The 19,948-nt window shown below is 69.3% G+C and carries 25 protein-coding genes; 13 read left to right on the forward strand and 12 right to left on the reverse strand.

The genetic code is table 11. The features are described 5' to 3' along the window. The first annotated feature begins 49 nt into the window (after positions 1–49). From ESP70_RS19150 to ESP70_RS20245, 3 genes are read left to right on the forward strand one after another with little or no spacing between them, the layout of a single operon-like run. Positions 50–883, forward strand: a complete 834-nt coding sequence (locus tag ESP70_RS19150) for a mycofactocin-coupled SDR family oxidoreductase (protein ID WP_149690929.1) — start codon at positions 50–52, stop codon at positions 881–883. Positions 884–936: 53 nt separating this feature from the next. Beyond that, on the forward strand, positions 937–2,286 hold the full coding sequence (locus ESP70_RS19155) for a flavin monoamine oxidase family protein (protein WP_149690930.1): 1,350 nt from the start codon (positions 937–939) through the stop codon (positions 2,284–2,286). A gap of 34 nt (positions 2,287–2,320) precedes the next feature. Then, positions 2,321–2,485, forward strand: a complete 165-nt coding sequence (locus tag ESP70_RS20245) for a hypothetical protein (protein ID WP_188110717.1) — start codon at positions 2,321–2,323, stop codon at positions 2,483–2,485. Between the two features lie 17 nt (positions 2,486–2,502). Here the strand turns inward: ESP70_RS20245 and ESP70_RS19160 are convergent, their stop codons facing one another. The 3 genes from ESP70_RS19160 to ESP70_RS19170 all read right to left on the reverse strand — a co-directional run bounded on the left by ESP70_RS19160 (position 2,503) and on the right by ESP70_RS19170 (position 4,849). Next, a complete protein-coding gene (locus tag ESP70_RS19160; RefSeq protein ID WP_149690931.1) occupies positions 2,503–3,102 on the reverse strand; it encodes a TetR/AcrR family transcriptional regulator in 600 nt (199 codons plus the stop codon). 72 nt (positions 3,103–3,174) lie between these two features. After that, a complete protein-coding gene (locus ESP70_RS19165) occupies positions 3,175–3,972 on the reverse strand; it encodes a type 1 periplasmic-binding domain-containing protein (RefSeq protein WP_149690932.1) in 798 nt (265 codons plus the stop codon). Positions 3,973–3,994: 22 nt separating this feature from the next. After that, the gene (locus ESP70_RS19170) at positions 3,995–4,849 is read right to left on the reverse strand and encodes an alpha/beta fold hydrolase (RefSeq protein WP_149690933.1); all 855 of its coding nucleotides are present in this window, start codon (positions 4,847–4,849) and stop codon (positions 3,995–3,997) included. Between the two features lie 165 nt (positions 4,850–5,014). Between ESP70_RS19170 and ESP70_RS20605 the strand changes: the two genes are divergently transcribed. Together ESP70_RS20605 and ESP70_RS20610 are read left to right on the forward strand one after the other, a co-directional pair. Next, entirely contained in the window at positions 5,015–5,770 is a 756-nt protein-coding gene (locus tag ESP70_RS20605) for an AMP-binding protein (RefSeq protein WP_281287350.1), read from the forward strand. Further along, positions 5,722–6,627 (forward strand): AMP-binding protein, encoded by a 906-nt coding sequence (locus ESP70_RS20610; RefSeq protein ID WP_342780201.1) that lies wholly within the window; start codon positions 5,722–5,724, stop codon positions 6,625–6,627. The genes ESP70_RS20605 and ESP70_RS20610 overlap by 49 nt, the downstream gene beginning before the upstream one ends. Before the next feature lie 16 nt (positions 6,628–6,643). On the opposite strand, the gene ESP70_RS19180 is transcribed toward ESP70_RS20610, so the two are convergent. Both ESP70_RS19180 and ESP70_RS19185 read right to left on the reverse strand, forming a co-directional pair. Continuing rightward, positions 6,644–6,892, reverse strand: coding sequence for an HPr family phosphocarrier protein (locus ESP70_RS19180; protein ID WP_149690934.1), 249 nt, complete (start codon positions 6,890–6,892; stop codon positions 6,644–6,646). Between the two features lie 37 nt (positions 6,893–6,929). Beyond that, positions 6,930–7,694 carry a DeoR/GlpR family DNA-binding transcription regulator gene (locus ESP70_RS19185; RefSeq protein ID WP_149690935.1) on the reverse strand — a complete coding sequence of 255 codons (765 nt, stop codon included), beginning with the start codon at positions 7,692–7,694 and terminating at the stop codon, positions 6,930–6,932. 112 nt (positions 7,695–7,806) lie between these two features. On the opposite strand from ESP70_RS19185, the gene ESP70_RS19190 reads away from it, so the two are divergent. Both ESP70_RS19190 and ESP70_RS19195 read left to right on the forward strand, forming a co-directional pair. Beyond that, a complete protein-coding gene (locus ESP70_RS19190; protein WP_149690936.1) occupies positions 7,807–9,459 on the forward strand; it encodes a phosphoenolpyruvate--protein phosphotransferase in 1,653 nt (550 codons plus the stop codon). 31 nt (positions 9,460–9,490) lie between these two features. Next, the gene (locus tag ESP70_RS19195) at positions 9,491–10,030 is read left to right on the forward strand and encodes a DUF1697 domain-containing protein (RefSeq protein WP_149690937.1); all 540 of its coding nucleotides are present in this window, start codon (positions 9,491–9,493) and stop codon (positions 10,028–10,030) included. A 3-nt stretch (positions 10,031–10,033) separates the two neighbouring features. On the opposite strand, the gene ESP70_RS19200 is transcribed toward ESP70_RS19195, so the two are convergent. Further along, a complete protein-coding gene (locus ESP70_RS19200) occupies positions 10,034–10,495 on the reverse strand; it encodes a PPOX class F420-dependent oxidoreductase (RefSeq protein ID WP_149690938.1) in 462 nt (153 codons plus the stop codon). A 63-nt stretch (positions 10,496–10,558) separates the two neighbouring features. Beyond that, positions 10,559–12,067, reverse strand: coding sequence for an ABC1 kinase family protein (locus ESP70_RS19205; protein WP_149690939.1), 1,509 nt, complete (start codon positions 12,065–12,067; stop codon positions 10,559–10,561). A gap of 121 nt (positions 12,068–12,188) precedes the next feature. On the opposite strand from ESP70_RS19205, the gene ESP70_RS19210 reads away from it, so the two are divergent. Beyond that, entirely contained in the window at positions 12,189–12,989 is an 801-nt protein-coding gene (locus ESP70_RS19210) for an adenylate/guanylate cyclase domain-containing protein (protein ID WP_149690940.1), read from the forward strand. On the opposite strand, the gene ESP70_RS19215 is transcribed toward ESP70_RS19210, so the two are convergent. Next, positions 12,986–13,399 (reverse strand): cyclic nucleotide-binding domain-containing protein, encoded by a 414-nt coding sequence (locus ESP70_RS19215; protein ID WP_149690941.1) that lies wholly within the window; start codon positions 13,397–13,399, stop codon positions 12,986–12,988. The genes ESP70_RS19210 and ESP70_RS19215 overlap by 4 nt on opposite strands. A 121-nt stretch (positions 13,400–13,520) precedes the next feature. After that, on the reverse strand, positions 13,521–14,537 hold the full coding sequence (locus ESP70_RS19220; protein ID WP_149690942.1) for an aldose epimerase family protein: 1,017 nt from the start codon (positions 14,535–14,537) through the stop codon (positions 13,521–13,523). A 150-nt stretch (positions 14,538–14,687) separates the two neighbouring features. Here ESP70_RS19220 and ESP70_RS19225 point away from each other — a divergent pair, with 150 nt between their 5' ends. From ESP70_RS19225 to ESP70_RS19245, 5 genes are all read left to right on the forward strand, one after another. Next, a complete protein-coding gene (locus tag ESP70_RS19225) occupies positions 14,688–15,272 on the forward strand; it encodes an RNA polymerase sigma factor (protein WP_149690943.1) in 585 nt (194 codons plus the stop codon). Then, positions 15,263–15,526: an anti-sigma factor family protein gene (locus ESP70_RS19230; protein WP_149690944.1), complete on the forward strand. Its 264-nt coding sequence runs from the start codon at positions 15,263–15,265 to the stop codon at positions 15,524–15,526. Before ESP70_RS19225 ends, ESP70_RS19230 begins: the two co-directional genes overlap by 10 nt. A 74-nt stretch (positions 15,527–15,600) precedes the next feature. Continuing rightward, a complete protein-coding gene (locus ESP70_RS19235; RefSeq protein WP_223148805.1) occupies positions 15,601–16,665 on the forward strand; it encodes a class I SAM-dependent methyltransferase in 1,065 nt (354 codons plus the stop codon). A 9-nt stretch (positions 16,666–16,674) separates the two neighbouring features. Continuing rightward, positions 16,675–17,400 carry a flavodoxin family protein gene (locus ESP70_RS19240; protein WP_149690945.1) on the forward strand — a complete coding sequence of 242 codons (726 nt, stop codon included), beginning with the start codon at positions 16,675–16,677 and terminating at the stop codon, positions 17,398–17,400. A 32-nt stretch (positions 17,401–17,432) separates the two neighbouring features. Further along, a complete protein-coding gene (locus tag ESP70_RS19245; RefSeq protein WP_149690946.1) occupies positions 17,433–17,843 on the forward strand; it encodes a nuclear transport factor 2 family protein in 411 nt (136 codons plus the stop codon). A 9-nt stretch (positions 17,844–17,852) separates the two neighbouring features. Here ESP70_RS19245 and ESP70_RS19250 read toward each other — a convergent pair whose 3' ends face one another. The 3 genes from ESP70_RS19250 to ESP70_RS19260 all read right to left on the reverse strand — a co-directional run bounded on the left by ESP70_RS19250 (position 17,853) and on the right by ESP70_RS19260 (position 19,927). Further along, entirely contained in the window at positions 17,853–18,422 is a 570-nt protein-coding gene (locus ESP70_RS19250; protein ID WP_149690947.1) for a TetR/AcrR family transcriptional regulator, read from the reverse strand. Positions 18,423–18,578: 156 nt separating this feature from the next. Continuing rightward, positions 18,579–19,472 (reverse strand): ribokinase, encoded by an 894-nt coding sequence (locus ESP70_RS19255; protein ID WP_149690948.1) that lies wholly within the window; start codon positions 19,470–19,472, stop codon positions 18,579–18,581. Next, on the reverse strand, positions 19,469–19,927 hold the full coding sequence (locus tag ESP70_RS19260) for an Lrp/AsnC family transcriptional regulator (RefSeq protein ID WP_149690949.1): 459 nt from the start codon (positions 19,925–19,927) through the stop codon (positions 19,469–19,471). Before ESP70_RS19260 ends, ESP70_RS19255 begins: the two co-directional genes overlap by 4 nt. Positions 19,928–19,948: the final 21 nt, after the last annotated feature.

The raw sequence follows: 19,948 nt of genomic DNA on the forward strand, positions 1-19,948 counted from the left end.
AACCAGGCGGCCGCACGCGTGGCCGCACGCATCCCGAGGAGGACGGAACATGGCAGGACGAGTCGAGGGCAAGGTCGCCTTCATCACCGGCGCAGCACGCGGACAGGGCCGCAGTCACGCGGTCAAGCTCGCGGAGGAGGGCGCCGACATCATCGCCGTCGATGCACTCAAGGACATCGACACGGTCACGTACCCGATGGCCACCGACGAGGACATGCAGGAGACGGTGCGACTGGTCGAGGCGACCGGGCGCCGCATCCACTCCGCGCACGCGGACGTCCGTGACTTCGAGTCGCTGCGCATCGCCCTCGACGCGGGCGTCGAGCAGTTCGGCCACGTCGACATCGTGTCGGCCAACGCCGGCATCCTCTCGTTCGGCGCTGTGGAGGAGCTGTCGGAGGAGACCTGGGCGCAGATGATCGACATCAACCTCAGCGGCGTCTGGCGCACCGCGAAGGCGGCGATCCCGCATCTCATCAGGCAGGGCACGGGCGGGTCGATCATCCTGACGTCGTCGGTCGCGGGCCTGCGGTCGTACGCCGGAGTGGGCCACTACGTCTCCGCGAAGCACGGCGTCGTCGGGCTCATGAAGACGTTGGCGCAGGAGCTGGCCGAGCACCACATCCGCGTCAACACGGTCAACCCCACGCAGGTCGACACGCCCATGGTGCAGCACCCCGACATGTACAAGCTGTTCAGCCCCGACATCGAGAACCCGACCAAGGAGGACTTCGCGCAGGCGTCCGGCGAGTCGATCCTCTACCCGATCCCATGGGTCGAGTCGATCGACGTCAGCAACGCGGTCCTGTTCCTGGCCTCGGAGGAGTCGCGCTACATCACCGGCGTGGCGCTGCCGATCGACGGTGGCGTGCTGGTCAAGTAGCCGCGGGCGGCGCCTGCGGCGGTCGAATCACGTGGTTCGTGTAGGACTGGACCATGACGAATCAAGAGGTCGACGTCCTGGTCGTGGGCGCCGGAGCGACGGGACTGTCCGCCGCGTACGCCCTGCAGCGCGCGGGCAGGTCGGTGCTGGTGCTCGAGTCGCGCGAGCGGGTCGGTGGCCGGCTGTGGACCGACGAGGTCGATGGCGTCGATCTCGAGATCGGCGGTCAGTGGGTCTCGCCTGACCAGGACGCGCTGCTGGCGATGCTGGGCGAGCTGGGCCTGGAGACGTTCGAGCGGCACCGCGAGGGCGAGTCGATCTACGTGGGCCTCGACGGCCAGCGGCGTACGTTCACGGGTGAGCAGCTCCCGGTCGCCCACGCGGTCGAGGCCGAGATGGCCCGGCTCACGGCCCTGCTCGACGAGCTGTCGGGGCAGATGGACCCGGCGAGGCCGTGGGACATGCCGGGTGCCCGAGAGCTCGACCAGGTCACGTTCCTCGGCTGGCTCGAGCAGAACTGCAGCGAGCCAGAGGCGCGCGACAACATCGGCATGTTCATCGCACAGGCCATGCTGACCAAGCCCGCGCACACGTTCTCCGCCCTGCAGGCCGTGCACATGGCCGCGAGCGCGGGCAGCTTCAGCAACCTGGTCGACTCCGAGTTCATCCTCGACAAGCGGGTCATCGGCGGCCTGCAGCAGGTGCCGCTCCGCCTGGCCGAGCGACTCGGCAGCGCCGTGCGCACGGGCCGCGACGTCGAGAAGGTCGCCTGGACCGACGCCGGCGTCACGGTCTCGTCCGGCGACCTCACCGTCAGTGCTCGTCACCTCGTGCTCGCGATCCCGCCGACCGCGGTCACCCGCGTGCGCTTCGAGCCGCCGCTGCCGTCGATCCAGCGTGAGACCCGCCAGCACCAGTCGTTCGGGCAGGTCATCAAGGTGCACGCGACGTACGAGTCACCGTTCTGGCGCGACGCCGGGCTCTCGGGCACGGCCTTCAGCCCGTACGAGGTGGTGCACGAGGCGTACGACAACACCAACCACGACGAGCCGCGGGGGACGCTGGTGGGCTTCGTCTCGGACCTGCAGGCCGATGCCGTGCTCAGGCTGTCGGCAGACGAGCGGCGCGAGGTCGTCCTGTCGTCGCTGTCGACGTACTTCGGCCCTCAGGCCGCCGCGCCGCTGACCTACTTCGAGAGCGACTGGACCTCCGAGGAGCTCGGCAGCGGAGCGTACGGCTCGAGCTTCGACGTCGGCGGGCTCACCCGGTTCGGGCCCCGTCTCCGGGAGCCGGTCGGCCCGATCCAGATCGGCAGCTCGGACGTGGCGGGCCTGGGGTTCCAGCACGTCGATGGCGCCCTGCGCGTCGGGGCGGAGCTGGCCGAAGCCATCGTCGAGGGTTGACGGGCCAGCGCGCCGGCTTCTTCGGCGGAGTGCGGTGGGCCACGCGCCAGGCGACGATCGCGATGGTGAGGTAGACGGCGTAGCCGGCCAGCCGCGCTGGCTCATCCTGCTGGGCGTTTTCGGGCTGTTCGCCCTGGGCGTCTACCTCGTCGAGCTGCGCAACCTGCGACGCACCCGCAAGGTGACGCCCCGGCACTGAGCCGGCTCAGCTCGCGTCTAGCGCCGCAGCAGCGTTTGCACTTGCTCGCGGATGTCGGCCACGACGGTCTCGTCGCTCACGGCGGGGTCCGCGTGGGTGGCCATGCTGAGGAAGCCGATCGCCGAGATGATGTGAGCCAGCGTCGCAGCGTCGTCGACGAAGGACTCGTCGCGCGCGAGGGCGGCGGCAAGGGCCTCCTCGGTCCGGGCGGAGATTGCGAGCGCCTCACCGTGATGTGGCTCGTCATGGTCACCGAACACCATTTCGCGCAGGTACGTACGACCATTGGCGATCTGGGTGCGGTTGCACTCCACGATGGGCTGCATGATCGCCATCACCGCACCCAGCGCGTCCGGGACCGACTCGGCCGCCTTCCGGCCCCGTTCGAGCGCCTCGGCGTAGTGCGTGTTCTGCACCATGAGGAGGAGCTCGCCCTTGGTCTTGGCATAGAGGAACAGCGTCCCGGTGCCGATGTCAGCCTGGTCGGCGATCTGCTGGGTCGTGACGTCCTCGACGCCGTGCTCGGCGAACAGCTCGCTGGCGGCCGTGAGGATGCGGTCGAGCTTCTCCTGCTTGTTGCGCTCGCGCCGGCCGAGCGGCTGGGAGGCGAGAGTCATGGCGCAACCTCCGGGTCTGGGCTCTGACAGGGCCGGGCTCCATCCTTCCACGGAGGAGCGACCGGCACCGGCCTACGCCTCGTGGTGCGGGAGGACACGGGCGTCCTTCACGTAGGTGAGGGCGGCCGTGACGTCGTACGCATGGATCGTCGCGGCCAGCGGAATGAGCTGCTCGGACAGGCCCCGGATGGCGTCGCCGGCGAAGAACGCGTCACGAGCCGCGTCATCGGCGAACCCGAGCATCACCGAGGCGTGAAAGCGCTGGTCCTCGGGGTTGTCGTGGGCCACGTTGGGGGTGTCCCACAGCTTCTGGCTCCAGGGCAGGAACGTCTGCGTGCGCAGCTCCTTCAGGAGTCCGGTCCCGGCCATCGCTGACACGAGCTGCGTGTTGACGAGCTTCCGGAACGTCCGTGCGCTCACGCCGTCGCGGCGACGCACGTAGATGACGGCGCGCGAGCCGACCGGCTCGCCGGGTGCGACGTCGTACCAGCGGGACATGCCCGGGAGGCCGGCGTAGAGCAGGGTGCGGCGGAAGACGTTGATCTCGTCCTGGTACGCCATGGCGTTCTGCTTGCGCCCTTGGAGCGTGGAGAGCACGCCCTTGAGGGTGACCTCGGCGATGCCGTCGATCTTGCGGTCGTGCGGGATGGCGGTAGCGATGCCGGCGGTGGCCGGCCAGCGGCCCACATTGTCCTCGGCGACGTGGATCTGCCGGTACTCCTTGAGGCCGCGGTTGGCCGAGATGATCCCGGAGTGCGGGCCCTTCCAGTAGTCCATGCCGGTCTGGCGAGGCTGGTCGGTCCGCACCCACAGCAGGATCGAGCTCGAGAGCTGCTTCCTGGCCTTCGGTGCGGCGGTTGAGGTGCTCATGATCGTTCCTTCGGTCGTGAGGTCAGCGGTTCAGGAACTCCACGGCGAGGGGGGCGAACTGCTCGTGGAACTGGAAGATGCCGCCGTGTCCGGAGTCGGGGTAGATGACGAGCTCGGAGCCCGTGATGCGGCGGTGCAGGTCCTCGGACAGGACGGAGGGCACCATGCGGTCGTTGTCGCCGTTGGCGATGAGCGTCGGCTGGGTCAGCTTCGACAGGTCCGACGGCGTGCCGCGGCCGTACTTCTTGATGGCCTTGAGCTGGGTCTGGAACGCCGGCATCTTCATCTTCGCGTCGCGGTCCTCGGTGCGCTCCTCGAGTCGCTTGACGAACGCCTTGGCGGCAGGCTTGCCGGTCGCATTGCGGTTGAAGAACAGGAACTCCTTGGGGTCGGATCGTGTCAACGTCGCGCGCAGGATGTCCCAGTAGGTGACCCCGGCGATCTTGTCGATGTCCTTGCCTCCGCGCGGGCCGGTGCCGGTCAGCACGAGCCTGCGGACGAGCTCGGGGTGCTTGACGACGAGATCCTGGGCGATCATGCCGCCGAGAGAGAACGAGAAGATGTCGATCTGGTCGAAGCCGAGGGCCTTGATGAACGCGTACGCGTCGTCGGCCATGGCCTCGACGCTGTCGGGCACCTTGCCGGACGAGCCGCCGACGCCCTTGTTGTCGAACGTGATGACGTGGCGGGTCTTGGCGATGGGGTCGACGATGCGCGGGTCCCAGTTGTCGAGGGTCGCGGCGAGGTGCACGAAGAAGATGACGGGGATGCCTTCCTTCGGTCCCAGCTCCCTGTAGGCGTACGTCGTGCCGTTGGCCGTGATGGTCTTGGCGGGTGCCTTCGCGTATGTGGTGACGATGTCTTCCGTGCTGCTCATGATCGATCTCCTGTGAGGTGGTGGGTGTGCTCAGAAACGAGCATACTCATTTATGAGTTGACTCAGAAACTTTTGTCAAGTCGGCTGGTCTGTTGGTGGAATGTGGAACTCGGGTCGCTGGTGGGGGACGATGCAGGGAGGCCACCACGGGAGGGAACAGCAAGCATGGATCTCAGCGTCGCAACGGGCACGACCGAGTCACCGCAGCTCACGACCACGATCGGTGCGAACCTGGTCGCCACCGTGCAGCAGCACGGTGCACGGGAGGCGCTGGTCGACTGCGTCAGCGGTCGCCGCTGGACGTACGACGAGCTGCTCGCTGAGGTCGATCGCGTGGCGCTCGGCCTGCTGGCCCTCGGGGTGACGAAGGGGGACCGGGTCGGGATCTGGGCGCCGAACTGCCCGGAGTGGACGTTCGTGCAGTACGCGACGGCGCGCATCGGCGCGATCCTCGTCAACGTCAACCCGGCCTATCGGAGCCATGAGCTGTCGTTCGTCGTGGGTCAGTCGGGCATGCGGACGATCGTCGCGGTGCCGGAGTTCAAGGGTTCCAGCTATGCCGACATGATCGCGGAGGCGCAGGCCGAGCACCCGTCGCTCGTCGACGTCGTGCTGATCGGGACCGACTCGTGGGAGCAGCTCTGCGAAGCCGGTCGCGGTGACGATCGGGCCCGGCTCGCGGAGATCGAGGGTGGGCTCGACGCAGCCGATCCGATCAACATCCAGTACACGTCCGGCACGACCGGGTTCCCCAAGGGCGCGACGCTCTCGCACCGCAACATCCTCAACAACGGTTGGTTCGTCGGCGAGCTGATCGACACTCCGAGGAGGACCGGGTCTGCATCCCGGTGCCGTTCTACCACTGCTTCGGGATGGTCATGGGCAACCTTGCGTGCACGACGCACGGCGCCACCATGGTGATCCCCGCACCGTCGTTCGACCCGGTGGCGACGCTCGAGGCAGTGGCCGCCGAGCGGTGCACGTCGCTGTACGGCGTGCCGACGATGTTCATCGCGATGCTCACCGAGCCGGTCGTCGACACCCTCGACCTCACCTCATTGCGCACCGGCATCATGGCCGGGTCGCCGTGCCCGGTGGAGACCATGAAGCAGGTGATCGGCCGGCTCGGCATGACCGAGGTCTCGATCTGCTACGGCATGACCGAGACCTCGCCGGTCTCCACCCAGACCCGCACCGACGACTCGCTCGAGCGGCGCGTGTCGACCGTCGGCCGGGTCGGGCCGCACCTCGAGGTCAAGATCGCGGACCCGGGCACCGGGGAGGTGCTGCCGCACGGCGAGGCGGGCGAGCTCTGCACGCGCGGATACTCGGTGATGCTCGGCTACTGGGACCAGCCGGAAAAGACCGCCGAGGCGATCGACGCCGACGGTTGGATGCGCACGGGCGACCTGGGGGTCATGGACGCCGACGGCTACGTGACCATCACCGGCCGTATCAAGGACATGGTGATCCGCGGCGGCGAGAACATCTATCCCCGCGAGATCGAGGAGTTCCTCATGACGCATCCCGACGTGCTCGACGCCCAGGTGATCGGCGTCCCGGACGACAAGTACGGCGAGGAGCTCATGGCGTGGCTGCGCCTGCGCGACGGTGCCGCGCCGGTCGATGCGCCGGCCCTGCGTGAGTTCTGCACCGGCAAGCTGGCGCACTACAAGATCCCTCGTTATGTGCACATCGTCGACGAGTTCCCCATGACGGTCACCGGCAAGGTCCGCAAGGTCGAGATGCGGAAGGCCGCCATCGAGCTGCTGCGGTGACGCCGCGGCGGGCGGGTTAGCCGTCGAGGTTGCTGGCGACCAGGTCGGCGATCGTCGCCAGCATCGCCTCGTCGTCGGACTCCACGATGACCTCGTCGCCGAACTTGGCGCCCAGCGTCATGATCATGAGCGCGGAGCCGGCGTCCACTGCGGGCTTGTCCGCCATGGCGAGCGTGACGCCGCTCGTCGCCGCCTGGGCGATCAGGGCGGCCGGTCGGGCGTGCAGGCCCACGGTCGAGCCGACGGTGACGGTCTTGGTTGCCATGGTGCTCATCCTCTGTGTCGGGTGTGGTCAGGGTGGTTCATGCGAGTACGACCTCGACGTCGTGGGCTCGCAGCGCCTCGAGCTCGCGCTGGTCGGCGCCCTTGTCGGTGATCACGATGTCGAGGTCGTCATAGGAGGCAAAGGCGAAGACGTGCTCGGCGGAGAACTTCGACGCGTCGAACAGGGCGACGACCTTGCGGGCCGATCGCACGAAAGCGCGCTTGACGGCGGCCTCCTCGCTGTCGGGTGAGCTCAGGCCGTGCTGCGGTGATGCGGCGCTCGTCGCCAGGAAGCACACGTCGACCTGCACCGAGGCGAGCGCATCGACGGTCGAGTGACCGGCAGCCGCGGAGGTGACGCCGCGCACGCGCCCTCCGAGCATGTGCAGCTCGACCGACGGGATCGTCATGAGCTTGGCAGCGGTCGGGATCGCATGGGTGATGGCGGTGAGCTGGTGGTCGTGCGGGATCAGGTCGACGAGGTGGCTGATCGTCGTACCGGCGTCGAGCACCATGCTGCCGCCGGCGGCCGGCAGGTGGGCCGCGGCTGCGCGGGCGATGCGGCCCTTCTGATCGGCGTTCGGGACCGCGCCCTCGGGTCCGGCTGCAGGGATGCTCCGTCTGCGCGCCGCGACTGCGCCGCCGTGCACCCTCTGGGCCAGGCCGTCGCGCTCGAGGACCGCGAGGTCGCGGCGGATCGTCTCGCTGCTGACGTCCAGCTCCTCAGCCAGGGCGATCACGGCGAGCCGGCCGTCCTGGACCAGGCGCTCGACGAGGAGCTGCTGGCGTTCTGCGGCGTACACGGCGCTCCTCGCGGACAGATGTGGGTTTGTGTGGCTATGCCTTTGGTACGTATTGTTTTACGCCCGAGTGTGTGTAAAGTCAACCAACACCATCCAGCGCTGGAGGAGCAGCATGACGTCGACGATCCTGCACGGCAACGGTGTGGTCCCGGGCATCGGCACCGGGCCGGTCGTCCGGCCGAGCCCTCGTCCCGAGGCCCCGTCCGATGAGGAGAGCCTCGACCCGGAGGTGGGTGCGGCCAAGTTCAGCGAGGCGGCGAGCATCGTCGCCGACCGGCTGGCCGCTCGGTCCGAGCAGGCCAGCGGCGCGGCAGCCGAGGTGCTCCTGGCGACGTCGGCGCTCGCACGGGACCGTGGCCTGGTGGCGCTGGTGCAGAAGCGATTGGCCGACGGCGTGGGCATCTGTGCGTCGACGGTGGGCGCGATCGATGAGCTGAGCGCGATGTTCACCGCTGCCGGCGGGGTGATGGCCGAACGCGTCACGGACCTCGAGGACATCCGCGATCGCGTCGTCGCCGAGCTCACGGGGCAACCCGAGCCGGGCATCCCGAGCCCCGACGTCGCATCGGTGCTGTGCGCCGACGACCTCGCGCCGGCCGACACCGCGACCCTCGATCCGGTGGCGATCGTGGCGATCGCCACCTCGCTGGGCGGCGCGACGAGCCACACCACGATCATCGCCCGCCAGCTCGGCATCCCGTGCGTGGTCGGCACCGAGGGCCTCGACGACATCGCCGAGGGCACGACGGTCCTGGTGGACGGCGCCACAGGCGAGGTCGTCGTCGATCCGGATGCCGACCTCGTAGGGGAACGCGCAGACGCCGCCGCAATGCTGCGGGCGGCCGCAGCGTCGTGGCGGAGTCCCGGTGCGACGTCCGACGGGCATGCGGTCGACATCCTTGCCAACGTCCAGGACGGAGCGGGGGCTCGCAAGGCGGCCGAGACCCAGGTGCAGGGCGTCGGGCTGTTCCGCACTGAGCTGTGCTTCCTCGACCGCGACGTCGAGCCCTCCGTCGACGAGCAGGCAGCGATCTACCGCGAGGTCTTCACCGCGATGGGCGACCGCAAGGTCGTCATTCGTACGCTCGACGCCGGGTCCGACAAGCCCATCGGCTTCGCCACGATCAAGGACGAACCCAACCCCGCCCTCGGCGTCCGCGGCATGCGACTCGGGCTGCGGGACGAGGGGCTGATGGACCGCCAGCTCGATGCCATCGCACTGGCCGCCGAAGGATCGGCCGCACCGGTGTGGGTCATGGCGCCGATGGTCGCCACCGAGGACGAGGCCGAGTGGTTCGGCGCCAAGGTGCGTGCACGCGGCCTCATGCCCGGCGTGATGATCGAGATCCCCAGCGCCGCGCTGCTCGCCGACCGCATCCTGCGCCACGTCGACTTCGTCTCGATCGGCACCAACGACCTGAGCCAGTACGCCTTCGCGGCCGACCGGATGGCGCCGTCGCTGTCGGAGCTCACCGATCCGTGGCAGCCGGCGCTCCTCGGTCTCATCGAGCGCGTGGCGCGGGCCGGAGCTGAGGCCGGCAAGCCGGTCGGCGTCTGCGGCGAGGCCGCCGCCGATCCGCAGCTCGGTTGCGTGCTGGTCGGGCTGGGCGTCAGCTCGCTCTCCTCGGCGGCCTCCGCAGCGCCGCTCGTGGGCGCGACCCTGGCGCGGGTGTCGCTCGAGGCGTGCCGGTCGGCGGCTCGTGCGGCGCTCGGGGCCAGAGGGCCCGCGGCAGCACGGGAGGCCGCGGCCGCGCAGCTCGTCTGAGCTGTCCGACCCATGCGCGAGGATCGACCTCATGACGTACGTCGTGCTGTTCCGTGGCATCAACGTCGGTGGCCGCAACAAGGTCCCGATGGCGGCACTGCGCGACCACCTGGGCGCCGACTTCGCGAACGTACGCACCTACATCCAGTCCGGCAACGTGCTGCTCGACAGCGACCGGTCCACGGCTGAGGTGACGGCGCACATCGATGCCGGCCTGCGGTCGGCGTTCACCCTCGACTCCGACCTCGTACGCGTGCTGGTGCTCGACGCCGACGCGTTCCGTGAGGTCGTCGCCGAGGCCCCTGACGGCTTCGGCGGCGACCCCGACACGCATCGCCATGACGTGTTCTTCTACATGGGCGTCACCGCGGCCGAGGTCGAGCCCCATGTCGTGGTCAACCCCGATGTCGACGAGGTCTTCGTGGGCCGCCGTGCGCTCTATCACCGCCGCGTCACGGCACTGGCGACCCGGAGCCGGGTCAACAAGATCATCGGCTCGCCGGTCTATGCCGGCATGACGATCCGCAACTGGAACACCACGACCAAGCTCGCGGCCATGCTCGACGAGTGAGCGTCAGGCCAGACGGGCGGGGAAGCCGCCGGTCGCGACGGGTCCCCACCGCGTCGGGGTGATGCGCATCAGGCACTTGCCCTGGTCGAGCATGGCCTGGCGGTACTCCGCCCAGTCCGGGTGCTCTCCGGAGATGTTGCGGAAGTACTCGACGAACGCGTCGAGCCCTTCCGGCACGTCCAGCACCTCGCACGTCCCGTCGACCTGCACCCACGGGTCGTTGAAGTCGTCCGACAGCACCACCACGCTGACGTCAGGCCGTTTGCGGGCGTTCTTGGCCTTGGCGCGCTCGGGATAGGTGGAGATGACGATCCGGCCGGAGTCGTCGACGCCACCCGTGACCGGCGAGGCCTGCGGTGAGCCGTCGGCGCGCTGCGTGATGACGATCATCCGGTGGCGCGGTCGGACGAACTCGACGAGCTCGGACTGGCTGACCTGGGTCGACGTGGCGATCTGGCGTGGCATGACGTACGTCCTTCCGGCGGCGCGGGTGCGGCTCCTTCGATCGTACGGACGCGGGCCAGCGGGTCAGGCCACGCCCGCGACCTCGACGGGCTCGGCGAACAGGTCGAGCAGGATCTCCTGGACGACCTCGAGCACGTCGGTGTCGGGGGCGACGCTGGCGGCGAAGCCGGACAGGTAGAGCAGGTTCTTGAAGAACAGCACGAGGTCCTTGGGCATCCGGAAGCCGTTGCGAGCCAGGACCTGCAGGAGCCGGCCGAGCGTCAGTCCGAGCTGGTCGAACGTGACTTGGCCGCGCGACCGGTCCTGCAGGAGGTCGAGCTCGGCCTGCAGCTCGGCGACGACCGTCGCGGTGTCGGCGTCGGCGGCGATCGCGCCGAACGACTGCATCGCCGCGATCTGTCCCTCGGCGTCGTTGGTCGCCCAGGCCGCGAGGTACTCGACGAGGCCGGAGCGCTGCTTGGCGCTCAGCCGGCCGGTGATGCCGAAGTCGACCAGCGAGAACGTCTGCGTCGCGTCGTCGATCAGGACGTTGCCGCCGTGCAGGTCGCCGTGGAAGACGCCGTGCCTCATGGTGGCCTCGAGGACGCCCTTGATGCCGAGCTGCAGCAGGCGTTGCCCTTCGGACCGGCTGAGCCGGCCCTCGAGGTGCGCGTACGAGACGCCGGGGAGGTACTCCATGACCAGCAGTCGCTCGGTGACCATGCCCGGAACGGGCCGCGGGGTGTTCATGTGGTCGGCGCCCAACGCCTCGAGCACGGCGCTGGAGTCGACCAGGTTGGCCGCCTCGAGCTGGAAGTCGAGCTCCTCGAGGGCGAGCTGGGCGAACAGCTCGACGAAGCCCCGGAGGTTGGCCGAGCGAGCGCCGGCATGCAGCTTCTCGGCGGCGGCCGCCGCAAGGGCCAGCGTCTCGATGTCGGCACGGAAGCGCCGGCGCAGGCCGGGGCGGCGCACCTTGACGACGACCTCGGTGCCGTCGTCGAGCCGGCCCCGGTGGACCTGGCCGATCGACCCGGCAGCCAGGGGCTCGTCGTCGAGCCAGGCCAGGCGGCTCCGCTGGTTGCCCAGCTCGCGGTCGATCACCTCGTGCGCGACGCCGGGCGGCAGCGGCGGAGCCTCGTCCCGGCACCACGCGAACCCCTCGACCCATGCGGCCGGGAGCAGTCCCTCCGCCGTGGCGATGAACTGGCCGAGCTTGATGTAGGCCGGGCCACCGGCGCGTACGAGACGCTGGGCCCGGTCCAGAGTGCCGGCGCTCGCGTTGGGCGGCTCGACCCGCAGGCCGACGGCGCAGGCGCCCGCCGCCAGCAGCTGCAACGGGGCATCGGGCGCAGCGGTGGCGAGCAGTCGCCAGCCCGTCGACGCGAGCGACGCGAGAGTGTCGGGCCAGAGCCGTGGCGCGGCCAGGCGATCGGCCTCGCGCGCCAGGGTCTTGCGGCGGACAGTTGCCTCGCGGTGCCAGACGAGCGCCTGCTCGGTCAGCCCGGGCACGGCCCGCAGGCGGGTCGAGCGGCGGATGAGCTCGTCGACCGTCGGCTCGGCCGAGAACGTGACATTGCCGATGGCAGATTCCATACTCGGAGTATGTCCCAGGTTCCGTTCCAGCAGGAGTGCCCATGCGGGTGAGTCCCATCACGCCTCGACGGATGAGCTCGAGGCACCCACGCGGTCGGCGGGCTGCCGCTAGTGTGAGCCGGTGACATCGCTCGAGGTCGTCCTGGCCGCATCGACCACGGTGCTGGCGGTCGGGCTGCTGGTCACCGTGCTGAGGCTGCGCGCGGCCCGGCGCGAGATCGAACGGCTGAGCCGGCGGACCGACCGGAGCCGGCTCGTGCCGTCTCCCACGGATGCGGTGCGAACCGTCGTCGGGACGGCGATGAAGGTGCGGGACCAAGGATTCAGCGGGGCTCTCCGCAGCTCGATCGACGAGCTCGCGCTGTGGGCCGACGTCGAGCGGCCCGACCTGGCCCGGCTCGCCAGCGCGGACGGCTCGGTGACGATCCTGTTCAGCGATATCGAGGGGTCCACGTCGCTCAACCATCGACTGGGTGATCGCGGCTGGGTGCAGCTGCTCTCGAAGCACGACCGGCTCCTCAAGCACGCCATCGAGGCCCACTCAGGCCACCTGATCAAGAGCCAGGGCGACGGCTTCATGGTCGCGTTCGCCGAGGCGAGCCAGGCCGTCGCCGCAGCGTCGGACATCCAGCGGCGGTTCCACCGGGTCCGGCCGGGGTCGCGGCTGTGGGGGGTCAAGGTACGTATCGGTGCGCACAAGGGCTCGGCGGTGCACCGCGACGGCGACCTGTTCGGCCGCAACGTCGCCTTCGCCGCGCGCGTCGCGGCGCAGGCCGAGGGTGGGGAGGTCCTGGTCAGCGAGAGCGTCGTCGAGTCACTGCCCGAGGACACCGTGACGGTGCTGGCGCCCCGTGCGGCAGAACTCAAGGGCGTACCGGGAACGCACCAGCTCTATCCGATCGACTGGAGCGCCCGCCACTAGGAGTCGTTGGCCATGCGGCTCTCTGCGGTGCTGCGGAGCGTGTCGGCGAACGTCGGGTCCTGCTCGATGAGCGACTCGAGGGCGGAAGCCTCCAGGCGCAGCGCACGGATCGCGGTCGAGGCGATGACGGACGCGCTTCGCAGCAGATGGTTGACGAGGGCGATCTCGCCGAACACGTCGCCGGGGCCGAGCGTCGCGAGGACCTTGCCCGACTTGCGGATCTCGACCTCGCCCTCGAGCACGATGTAGGCCGAGTCCGCCGGCGTCGACTGCATGATGATCGACCAGCCCTGCGGGATCGAGACCGGTGTGCCCACGGTGGCGAGCGTCTTGATCAGCTCGTCGTCGAAGTCGGTGACGCGGCTCAGGTCCGCCTGGACCTCGGGGTCGATCTTCTGCCTACGGATCATGGGGAGTCCTTCGATCGAGAGTGCGACTGCGGCGTCGCCGCCGGGGCCCACGGTAGCGACAAATGGGGACATCCGCCCGGATTGTGTGGGCAGACACGCCCTGCTCGGGCGGGTCGCCCGCTCAGACGACCGAGAACTCGTACCGCACCACGTTGACGTAGGTCTCGCCCGGCCGCAGGACCCGCTGCGGGAACTCCGGGTGGTTGATCGAGTCGGGGAACGTCTGCATCTCGGCGGTGACGCCGGCGAATGCGGCGTACGTCCCGAGGTCGCCCTTGGCGCTCGCGCCCTCGAGGTAGCCGCCGGCGTACACCTGGATGCCGGGCTGATCGGTGACCAGGGTGAGTCGTCGACCGCTCTGCGGATCGGTCAGCGTCGCGACCTGACGCATGCCGTCGCCGTCGAGCACCCAGTTGTGGTCGTAGCCTGCGTTGTCGACCTCGTCGATGTGCGCGCCGATCGGCGTCGGCTCCCGGAAGTCGAAGGGCGTGCCGGCGACGCTGAGCACCTCGCCCGTCGGCAGCAGCTCGGCGTCGACCGGGGTGTAGGCGCCAGCGTCGACCTGGAGGACCTGGTCGAGCACCGTGCCGGAGTCGTGACCCGCCAGGTTGAAGTACGCGTGGTTGACCAGGTTGACGATCGTCGGGCGATCCGTCTCGGCCTCGATGCGGATCTCGAGCGCGGAGCCGTCGAGCGTGTAGGTGACCCGGGACTCGAGGGTGCCGGGGTAGCCCTCGTCGCCGTCGGGGGACGTGTGCGAGAACGTCACAGCGTCGCGCGCGGCGTCGAGCTCGGTCGTCCAGACGTACGTGTCGAAGCCCCGCTTGCCACCGTGCACGTGGTTCGCGCCCTCGTTGCGGGTGACCTCGTGCTCGGTGCCGTCGACCGCGAAGCGGCCCTTGCGGATGCGGTTGGCGTAGCGGCCGGCGGTGACGCCGAAGTAGTACTGGTCGCCGGGCAGCTCGTCGTACGACTTCCGGCCCAGCACGACGTCGGCGAGCACGCCGTCGCGGTCTGGGGCGTGCAGCTCGAGGATGCGGGCGCCGAGGTCGGCCAGCACGACGCGGCACTGCTCGTTGGAGATCGTGACGACGGTGATCTGGCGGTCGCCGGCGGTGGCCGTGAAGCTTTCGAGCATCGGAAGAACTTTCTGGAAAGGGGTCGTTGCCCCACCCTCAGAGGTGGGTCACGGAGCTCCTCCTCACCGCGGCAGCACTCTAGCCGAGAGGGGCGACACGGCTCCAAAGGGCTATGGCGGCCGCGAGACGGCCGGTCCTAGGCTCCGAGAATGGACGACCACCAGCTGGTCGAACGTCTTCGTGGCGGTGACGAAGGCGCCTTCGTCTCGCTCGTACGGCAGCACCAACCGGGTCTGCTCAGGTTGGCGGAGTCGATCGTCGGCAATCGGGCGGTGGCCGAGGAAGTCGTGCAGGACACGTGGCTCGCGGTCTGCAAAGGGGCGGACGCATTCGAAGGGCGATCATCGCTCAAGACCTGGATCTACACGATCCTCGTCAACCGGGCCCGGTCCACCGCGACACGGGAGCGCCGCAGCGAACCGGTGGACAACGACGCGTACCACGGATGCTTCGACTCGTCCGGCGCCTGGGCGACAGCGCCTGTCCCGTGGTCGGAGAAGGTCGACGACGAGATTGTCGCGCGCCAGTTCGCCAAGCTGGTGTCCCAGGTCCTGCCCGACCTTCCGGACGCCCAGCAGCAGGTCCTTCTGCTACGCGATGTGGAGGGACTGCCGGCCGCCGAGGTGGCTACGCTCCTGAGCATCAGCGACGGCAATCAGCGAGTCCTGCTGCATCGGGCCCGGTGCAGCATCAGGCGGCATCTCGAGAATGCGATGGGCGGCGAATGGTCGTGATCTGGTGGAAGAAGCGCCGCGGCATCGTGTGCGAGCAGGCCGTTCGCCTGATGGCGGGTTACCTGGACGGTGTCCTGCCGGAGGCCGACCGCGCCCGGCTCGAGGCCCACCTCGCTGAGTGCCCGCACTGCAGTGAGCACCTCGCCCAGCTGCGCATCGCGATCTCTGCCGCGGGTCACGCCCAGCCCGATGACCTGCCTGAAAAGGCGATCGACGACCTGGTGGCGGTGTTCCGCCGCTGGCAGCGGGAGTAGCACGACCGAAGTTTCTGTAACGCCGGGCGGTCTCACAGGGACTACTCATCGGGGCGACAGAAAGGAACGGTTTCATGACCACCACGATTGACGAAGCCAAGCTCGATGCCTTCATGGGTCAGCTCGCGGGCTACATGACGGGCGCGACGGTATGTCTGGGCATCTGGCTCGGCGACCGGCTCGGGCTCTTCCAGGCACTCAACGGCGGGGGGCCCACCACGGCCGACCAGCTCGCCGAGCGGACCAACTGCCACCCGCGGCTGGTGCGCGAGTGGCTCAACTCCCAGGCGGCCGGCAAAGTGCTGACGTACGACGGCGCGACCGACACCTACGAGCTGTCACCCGAAGTGGCACTGGCTGTGGCCGACGAGGACTCCCCGGCCTTCACCGCGCGCGGCCTCAGTGTCCTCAACTCGCTGTTCATCGACGCCGAGAAGGCCGCCGACACGATCCGCGGCACTGGGGCGCTGAGCTGGGTCGATCACGACCACCACTTGTTCGACGGCACCGAGTGGTTCTTCCGCACGGGCTATCGCGAAGGGCTGCCGGTGTGGATCGACGCCCTCGACGGCGTGTCCGACGTCCTCCATGCGGGCGGCACCATCGCCGACGTCGGGTGCGGCCACGGCGCGGCTGTCGTGGTGCTCGCCGACCTCTACCCGGAAGCGACGCTCACGGGCTTCGACTTCCACGCACCGTCGGTCGAGACCGCGAAGGAACGTGCCGTCGAGGCTGGGGTATCGGACCGCGCGTCGTTCCGCCAGGCGGACGCCCAGGGGTACGACGGCAGCTACGACCTGATCTGCTTCTTCGACTGCCTGCACGACATGGGCGATCCCGTCGGGATCCTCCGCTACGCCAAGGAGCACCTCAACCCGGGCGGGACGATCCTGCTGGTCGAGCCGTTTGCGCTGGACGATCTCGCCTCCAACATCGCGGACAACCCGATGGCGGCGATCTTCTACACCGCCTCGGCGACGATCTGCACGCCGAACTCTCAGTCACAGGAGGTCGGGCTCGGCATCGGTACGCAGGCCGGCGCAGCCAGACTGCGCGAGGTGGCGAACGAAGCCGGGCTGACGCACGTACGAACGGCCGACCAGACACCGTTCAACCTCATTCTCGAAGTCCGACCCTAGGACGTGACGATGACTGCCGAACCCGCAACTGACGTCGACTACTCCGACCTGAGCGCCGTCTTCATCAACTGCACGCTCAAGCGATCACCCGAGGTTTCCAACACCGAGGGCCTGGCCGCGATCTCGATCGACATCATGCGCAAGCAGGGTGTCGCGGTCGAGTCGATCCGAGCCGTCGACCACGAGATCGCCACGGGCGTGTGGCCGGACATGACGGAGCACGGCTGGGAGCGCGACGACTGGCCCGGGATCTTCGACAAGGTCATGGCTGCTGACATCCTCGTGCTGACGACACCGATCTGGCTCGGTGAGAAGTCATCCGTGTGCACGCGGATCGTGGAGCGCCTGTACGGCAACTCGAGCCAGCTCAACGACGCGGGCCAGTACGCGTACTACGGGCGGGTCGGCGGGTGCCTGGTCACGGGCAATGAGGACGGCGTGAAGCACTGCGCCATGAATGTTCTCTACTCGCTCCAACACCTCGGGTACGTCATCCCGCCGCAGGCGGACTCGGGCTGGATCGGCGAGGCCGGGCCCGGGCCCAGCTACCTGGATCCGGGCTCCGGAGGGCCGGAGAACGACTTCACCAACCGGAACACGACGTTCATGACGTGGAACCTGCTGCACCTCGCGCGCATGCTCAAGGACGCAGGCGGCATACCGGCACATGGCAACCAGCGTTCGCTGTGGGACGCCGGTTGCCGGTTCGACTCCGACAATCCCGAGCATCGCTGATCCAGGCCGGGGGCGTGGGGGATCATGTCCCCATGGAAGACCCGCTCGAGGCCGCCGTCGAGACGTACCTGTCCGCACTGCGGGAGGCCGACGTGGAGCGCGTGCTGTCGTTGTTCGCCCCGGACGCTGTCGTGCACTCGCCTTTGTACGGACCCATGGCGCCGAGCGACTTCTACCCGCGGCTGTTCGCGGACACGAGCGCGGCGAACCTCGAGCTGCGGTCGGTGATGCACGGGCGCGACACGACCGGCGTACGGACGATGAGCTTCTGGTTCCACTTCGACTGGCGGCTCCCGTCCGGAGCCGCAGCGCCGTTCGACGTCGTCGACGCGGTGACGCTGGACGACGACGGCTTGTTCACCTCGCTGCACATCCTGTACGACACCGTGGACGTGCGGCCGGCCTTCGAGGCGGAGATCGGTCGGCCGTCCTGGCGACCGTAGACGTTCTCGTCAGGCGAGCAGGCGGCTGCCGAGGCCGTCGAGCACGATGTCGAGGATGCGGTCGTGCCAGTCGTGGCGTTGTGTCGCGGTCCGGTCGCCGTTGATGCGGGCCAACGGGTAGGAACCTGACGTGCCCTTGACCGATGTGGTCAGGGCGAGGTTGCCGGCGATCTGGACCGCGACGGTGGCGTCCTCGATCGTGAAGCCCTGCTTGTGCAGCGACGAGATGTAGGGCGTGACCTGGCCGACGATGCGCTCGGGCCACTTGGGCGGCGAGAGGGCGACGACGTCGTAGCCGGGGTAGCGCTCGCAGATCGTCCAGACCGCGCGGGCCACGTCGCCGAGCAGCTGGCGCCACGGCAGGTCGGGCTCGGGCCAGTCGACCGAGAGGGCTGCCTTCTCGATCGCCGCGACAAGCAGCTCGTCGCGATCCGTGACGTAGCGATAGAGACCCGAGTGCGCCACCCCGAGCCGCGCCGCGATCGACGGCATGCTGAAGGTCGCGATCCCGTCCTCGAGCACGGCGTCGACGATGAGCTCCAGGCTGAGGGAGCGTGGCCGGCCTGGTCTGCGGTCCATGCTTCGATCGTACGTTCAGCGCTCGCGGGCGCACGGGGAGGTCCGTCGACGGGTCCCGGGCAGAGCGCCGGCGGGGGCCGTTGCCGCGAGACACCGCGACGCCGCCGACGCCTGCCCTGCCGCGATACCCACCGGGACGCCGGGCCAAACCGAGCCCTACGGCTGCAGCGCCTCGACTTCGGCGCGCGTGGGTATCGAGTCCTGTGCGCCGGACCGCTGGACCGTGAGCGAGGCGGCAGCGCCGGCGATCGGCATGGCGCGTTCCACGGGCCGGCCGGCAGCGAGGCCCGCGGCGAGGACTCCGCAGTACGTGTCACCGGCCGCGGTCGTGTCGACGACCGGAACCGTGAGGGCCCGGGCTCGTATGACCGGCAGATCGGCGCGATGCAGCTCGGAACCGCCCGCGCCGAGCGTCACCAGGAGCACCGGGAAGCGGGCGACGAGGAGCTGGATGGCCTCGTCGAGATCGTTGGTGCCGGCGACCGATCTCGCCTCGTGCTCGTTGACCACCAGCACGTCGACCTCGCGAGCGAGCTCATCGGTGAGCGGCGCCGCCGGGGCGGCGTTGAGAATGAACGGCACGCCCGAGCGGCGCGACCGTGCGGCCTCGGCCACGAGCTGTTGCGGTGTCTCCAGCTGGGCGAGGACCACGTCCGCCGTGTGGAGCAGTTCTCGATCGGGGGCGTCGATGGCGAGGGCAGCGTTGGCGCCCGGTGCCACGACGATCGCGTTCTCGCCGGCGCGGTCGACCGTGATGAGGGCAAGCCCCGAGGACTGACCGGCGACCACGGCGACGCGCTCCGTGCCGACCCCGGCCCGGCCCAGCTGGTCGAGCAGGTAGTGGCCGTCCGGATCGTCGCCGACGGCTCCCACGATGCTCGTCGAGGCGCCACCGGCCCGGGCCGCCGCGACCGCCTGGTTGGCGCCCTTGCCGCCCGCGCTCCGGCGCGCGGCGGTCGCCAGGACGGTCTCACCGGGGGCGGGGATCGTGTCGCACGTCAGCGCGAGGTCTACGTTGAGGCTGCCGACCACGACGACCCGTCCGGTCATGACTGGCCCGTCCGTTCGGGCGAGGACTCCTCGAACACCAGCAGCGTGCGCGTGCTGAGGATGCCCGGGATGCCCTGGATCTCGTCGAGCACCAAGCGCCGGAGGTCGGCGTTGTCCCGCGCGCGTACGAGCATCACGACGTCGAACTCGCCGCCGACCAGCGCGATGTGCTCGACGCCGTCGAGGGCCCGCAGTTGGGCATGGATGCTGCGCCAGTCGGGCTGGCGCACGTTCATCGTGAGGTAGGCCGAGGTGCCGAGGCCGCGACCGACGGGATCGACGAGTGCGGTGTAGCCCTTGATGACACCGGACTCGGCGAGCCGCTCGACGCGTGCGTACGCATTGGCGCGCGAGATGTGGACCTCTTCGGCGAGCTGGCGCATCGACAGCCGACCGTCGCGCTCGAGGGCATCGAGGATGCGGGTGTCGATGTCGTCGATCGGCGCTCCGGCCATCTGTCTCTCCTGACTGGTGTG

This window comes from Aeromicrobium ginsengisoli, assembly GCF_004134905.2.
Taxonomy (GTDB): Bacteria; Actinomycetota; Actinomycetes; order Propionibacteriales; family Nocardioidaceae; genus Aeromicrobium; species Aeromicrobium ginsengisoli.

Excerpts from the sequence above, each read along its gene's own strand:
- ESP70_RS19150 (WP_149690929.1), top strand. The coding sequence starts at position 50 with ATGGCAGGACGAGTCGAGGGCAAGGTCGCCTTCATCACCGGCGCAGCA.
- ESP70_RS19155 (WP_149690930.1), top strand. The coding sequence starts at position 937 with ATGACGAATCAAGAGGTCGACGTCCTGGTCGTGGGCGCCGGAGCGACG.
- ESP70_RS19160 (WP_149690931.1), bottom strand. The coding sequence starts at position 3,102 with ATGACTCTCGCCTCCCAGCCGCTCGGCCGGCGCGAGCGCAACAAGCAG.
- ESP70_RS19165 (WP_149690932.1), bottom strand. The coding sequence starts at position 3,972 with ATGAGCACCTCAACCGCCGCACCGAAGGCCAGGAAGCAGCTCTCGAGC.
- ESP70_RS19170 (WP_149690933.1), bottom strand. The coding sequence starts at position 4,849 with ATGAGCAGCACGGAAGACATCGTCACCACATACGCGAAGGCACCCGCC.
- ESP70_RS20605 (WP_281287350.1), top strand. The coding sequence starts at position 5,015 with ATGGATCTCAGCGTCGCAACGGGCACGACCGAGTCACCGCAGCTCACG.
- ESP70_RS20610 (WP_342780201.1), top strand. The coding sequence starts at position 5,722 with ATGGTCATGGGCAACCTTGCGTGCACGACGCACGGCGCCACCATGGTG.
- ESP70_RS19180 (WP_149690934.1), bottom strand. The coding sequence starts at position 6,892 with ATGGCAACCAAGACCGTCACCGTCGGCTCGACCGTGGGCCTGCACGCC.
- ESP70_RS19190 (WP_149690936.1), top strand. The coding sequence starts at position 7,807 with ATGACGTCGACGATCCTGCACGGCAACGGTGTGGTCCCGGGCATCGGC.
- ESP70_RS19195 (WP_149690937.1), top strand. The coding sequence starts at position 9,491 with ATGACGTACGTCGTGCTGTTCCGTGGCATCAACGTCGGTGGCCGCAAC.
- ESP70_RS19200 (WP_149690938.1), bottom strand. The coding sequence starts at position 10,495 with ATGCCACGCCAGATCGCCACGTCGACCCAGGTCAGCCAGTCCGAGCTC.
- ESP70_RS19205 (WP_149690939.1), bottom strand. The coding sequence starts at position 12,067 with ATGGAATCTGCCATCGGCAATGTCACGTTCTCGGCCGAGCCGACGGTC.
- ESP70_RS19215 (WP_149690941.1), bottom strand. The coding sequence starts at position 13,399 with ATGATCCGTAGGCAGAAGATCGACCCCGAGGTCCAGGCGGACCTGAGC.
- ESP70_RS19220 (WP_149690942.1), bottom strand. The coding sequence starts at position 14,537 with ATGCTCGAAAGCTTCACGGCCACCGCCGGCGACCGCCAGATCACCGTC.
- ESP70_RS19225 (WP_149690943.1), top strand. The coding sequence starts at position 14,688 with ATGGACGACCACCAGCTGGTCGAACGTCTTCGTGGCGGTGACGAAGGC.
- ESP70_RS19230 (WP_149690944.1), top strand. The coding sequence starts at position 15,263 with ATGGTCGTGATCTGGTGGAAGAAGCGCCGCGGCATCGTGTGCGAGCAG.
- ESP70_RS19235 (WP_223148805.1), top strand. The coding sequence starts at position 15,601 with ATGACCACCACGATTGACGAAGCCAAGCTCGATGCCTTCATGGGTCAG.
- ESP70_RS19240 (WP_149690945.1), top strand. The coding sequence starts at position 16,675 with ATGACTGCCGAACCCGCAACTGACGTCGACTACTCCGACCTGAGCGCC.
- ESP70_RS19245 (WP_149690946.1), top strand. The coding sequence starts at position 17,433 with ATGGAAGACCCGCTCGAGGCCGCCGTCGAGACGTACCTGTCCGCACTG.
- ESP70_RS19250 (WP_149690947.1), bottom strand. The coding sequence starts at position 18,422 with ATGGACCGCAGACCAGGCCGGCCACGCTCCCTCAGCCTGGAGCTCATC.
- ESP70_RS19255 (WP_149690948.1), bottom strand. The coding sequence starts at position 19,472 with ATGACCGGACGGGTCGTCGTGGTCGGCAGCCTCAACGTAGACCTCGCG.
- ESP70_RS19260 (WP_149690949.1), bottom strand. The coding sequence starts at position 19,927 with ATGGCCGGAGCGCCGATCGACGACATCGACACCCGCATCCTCGATGCC.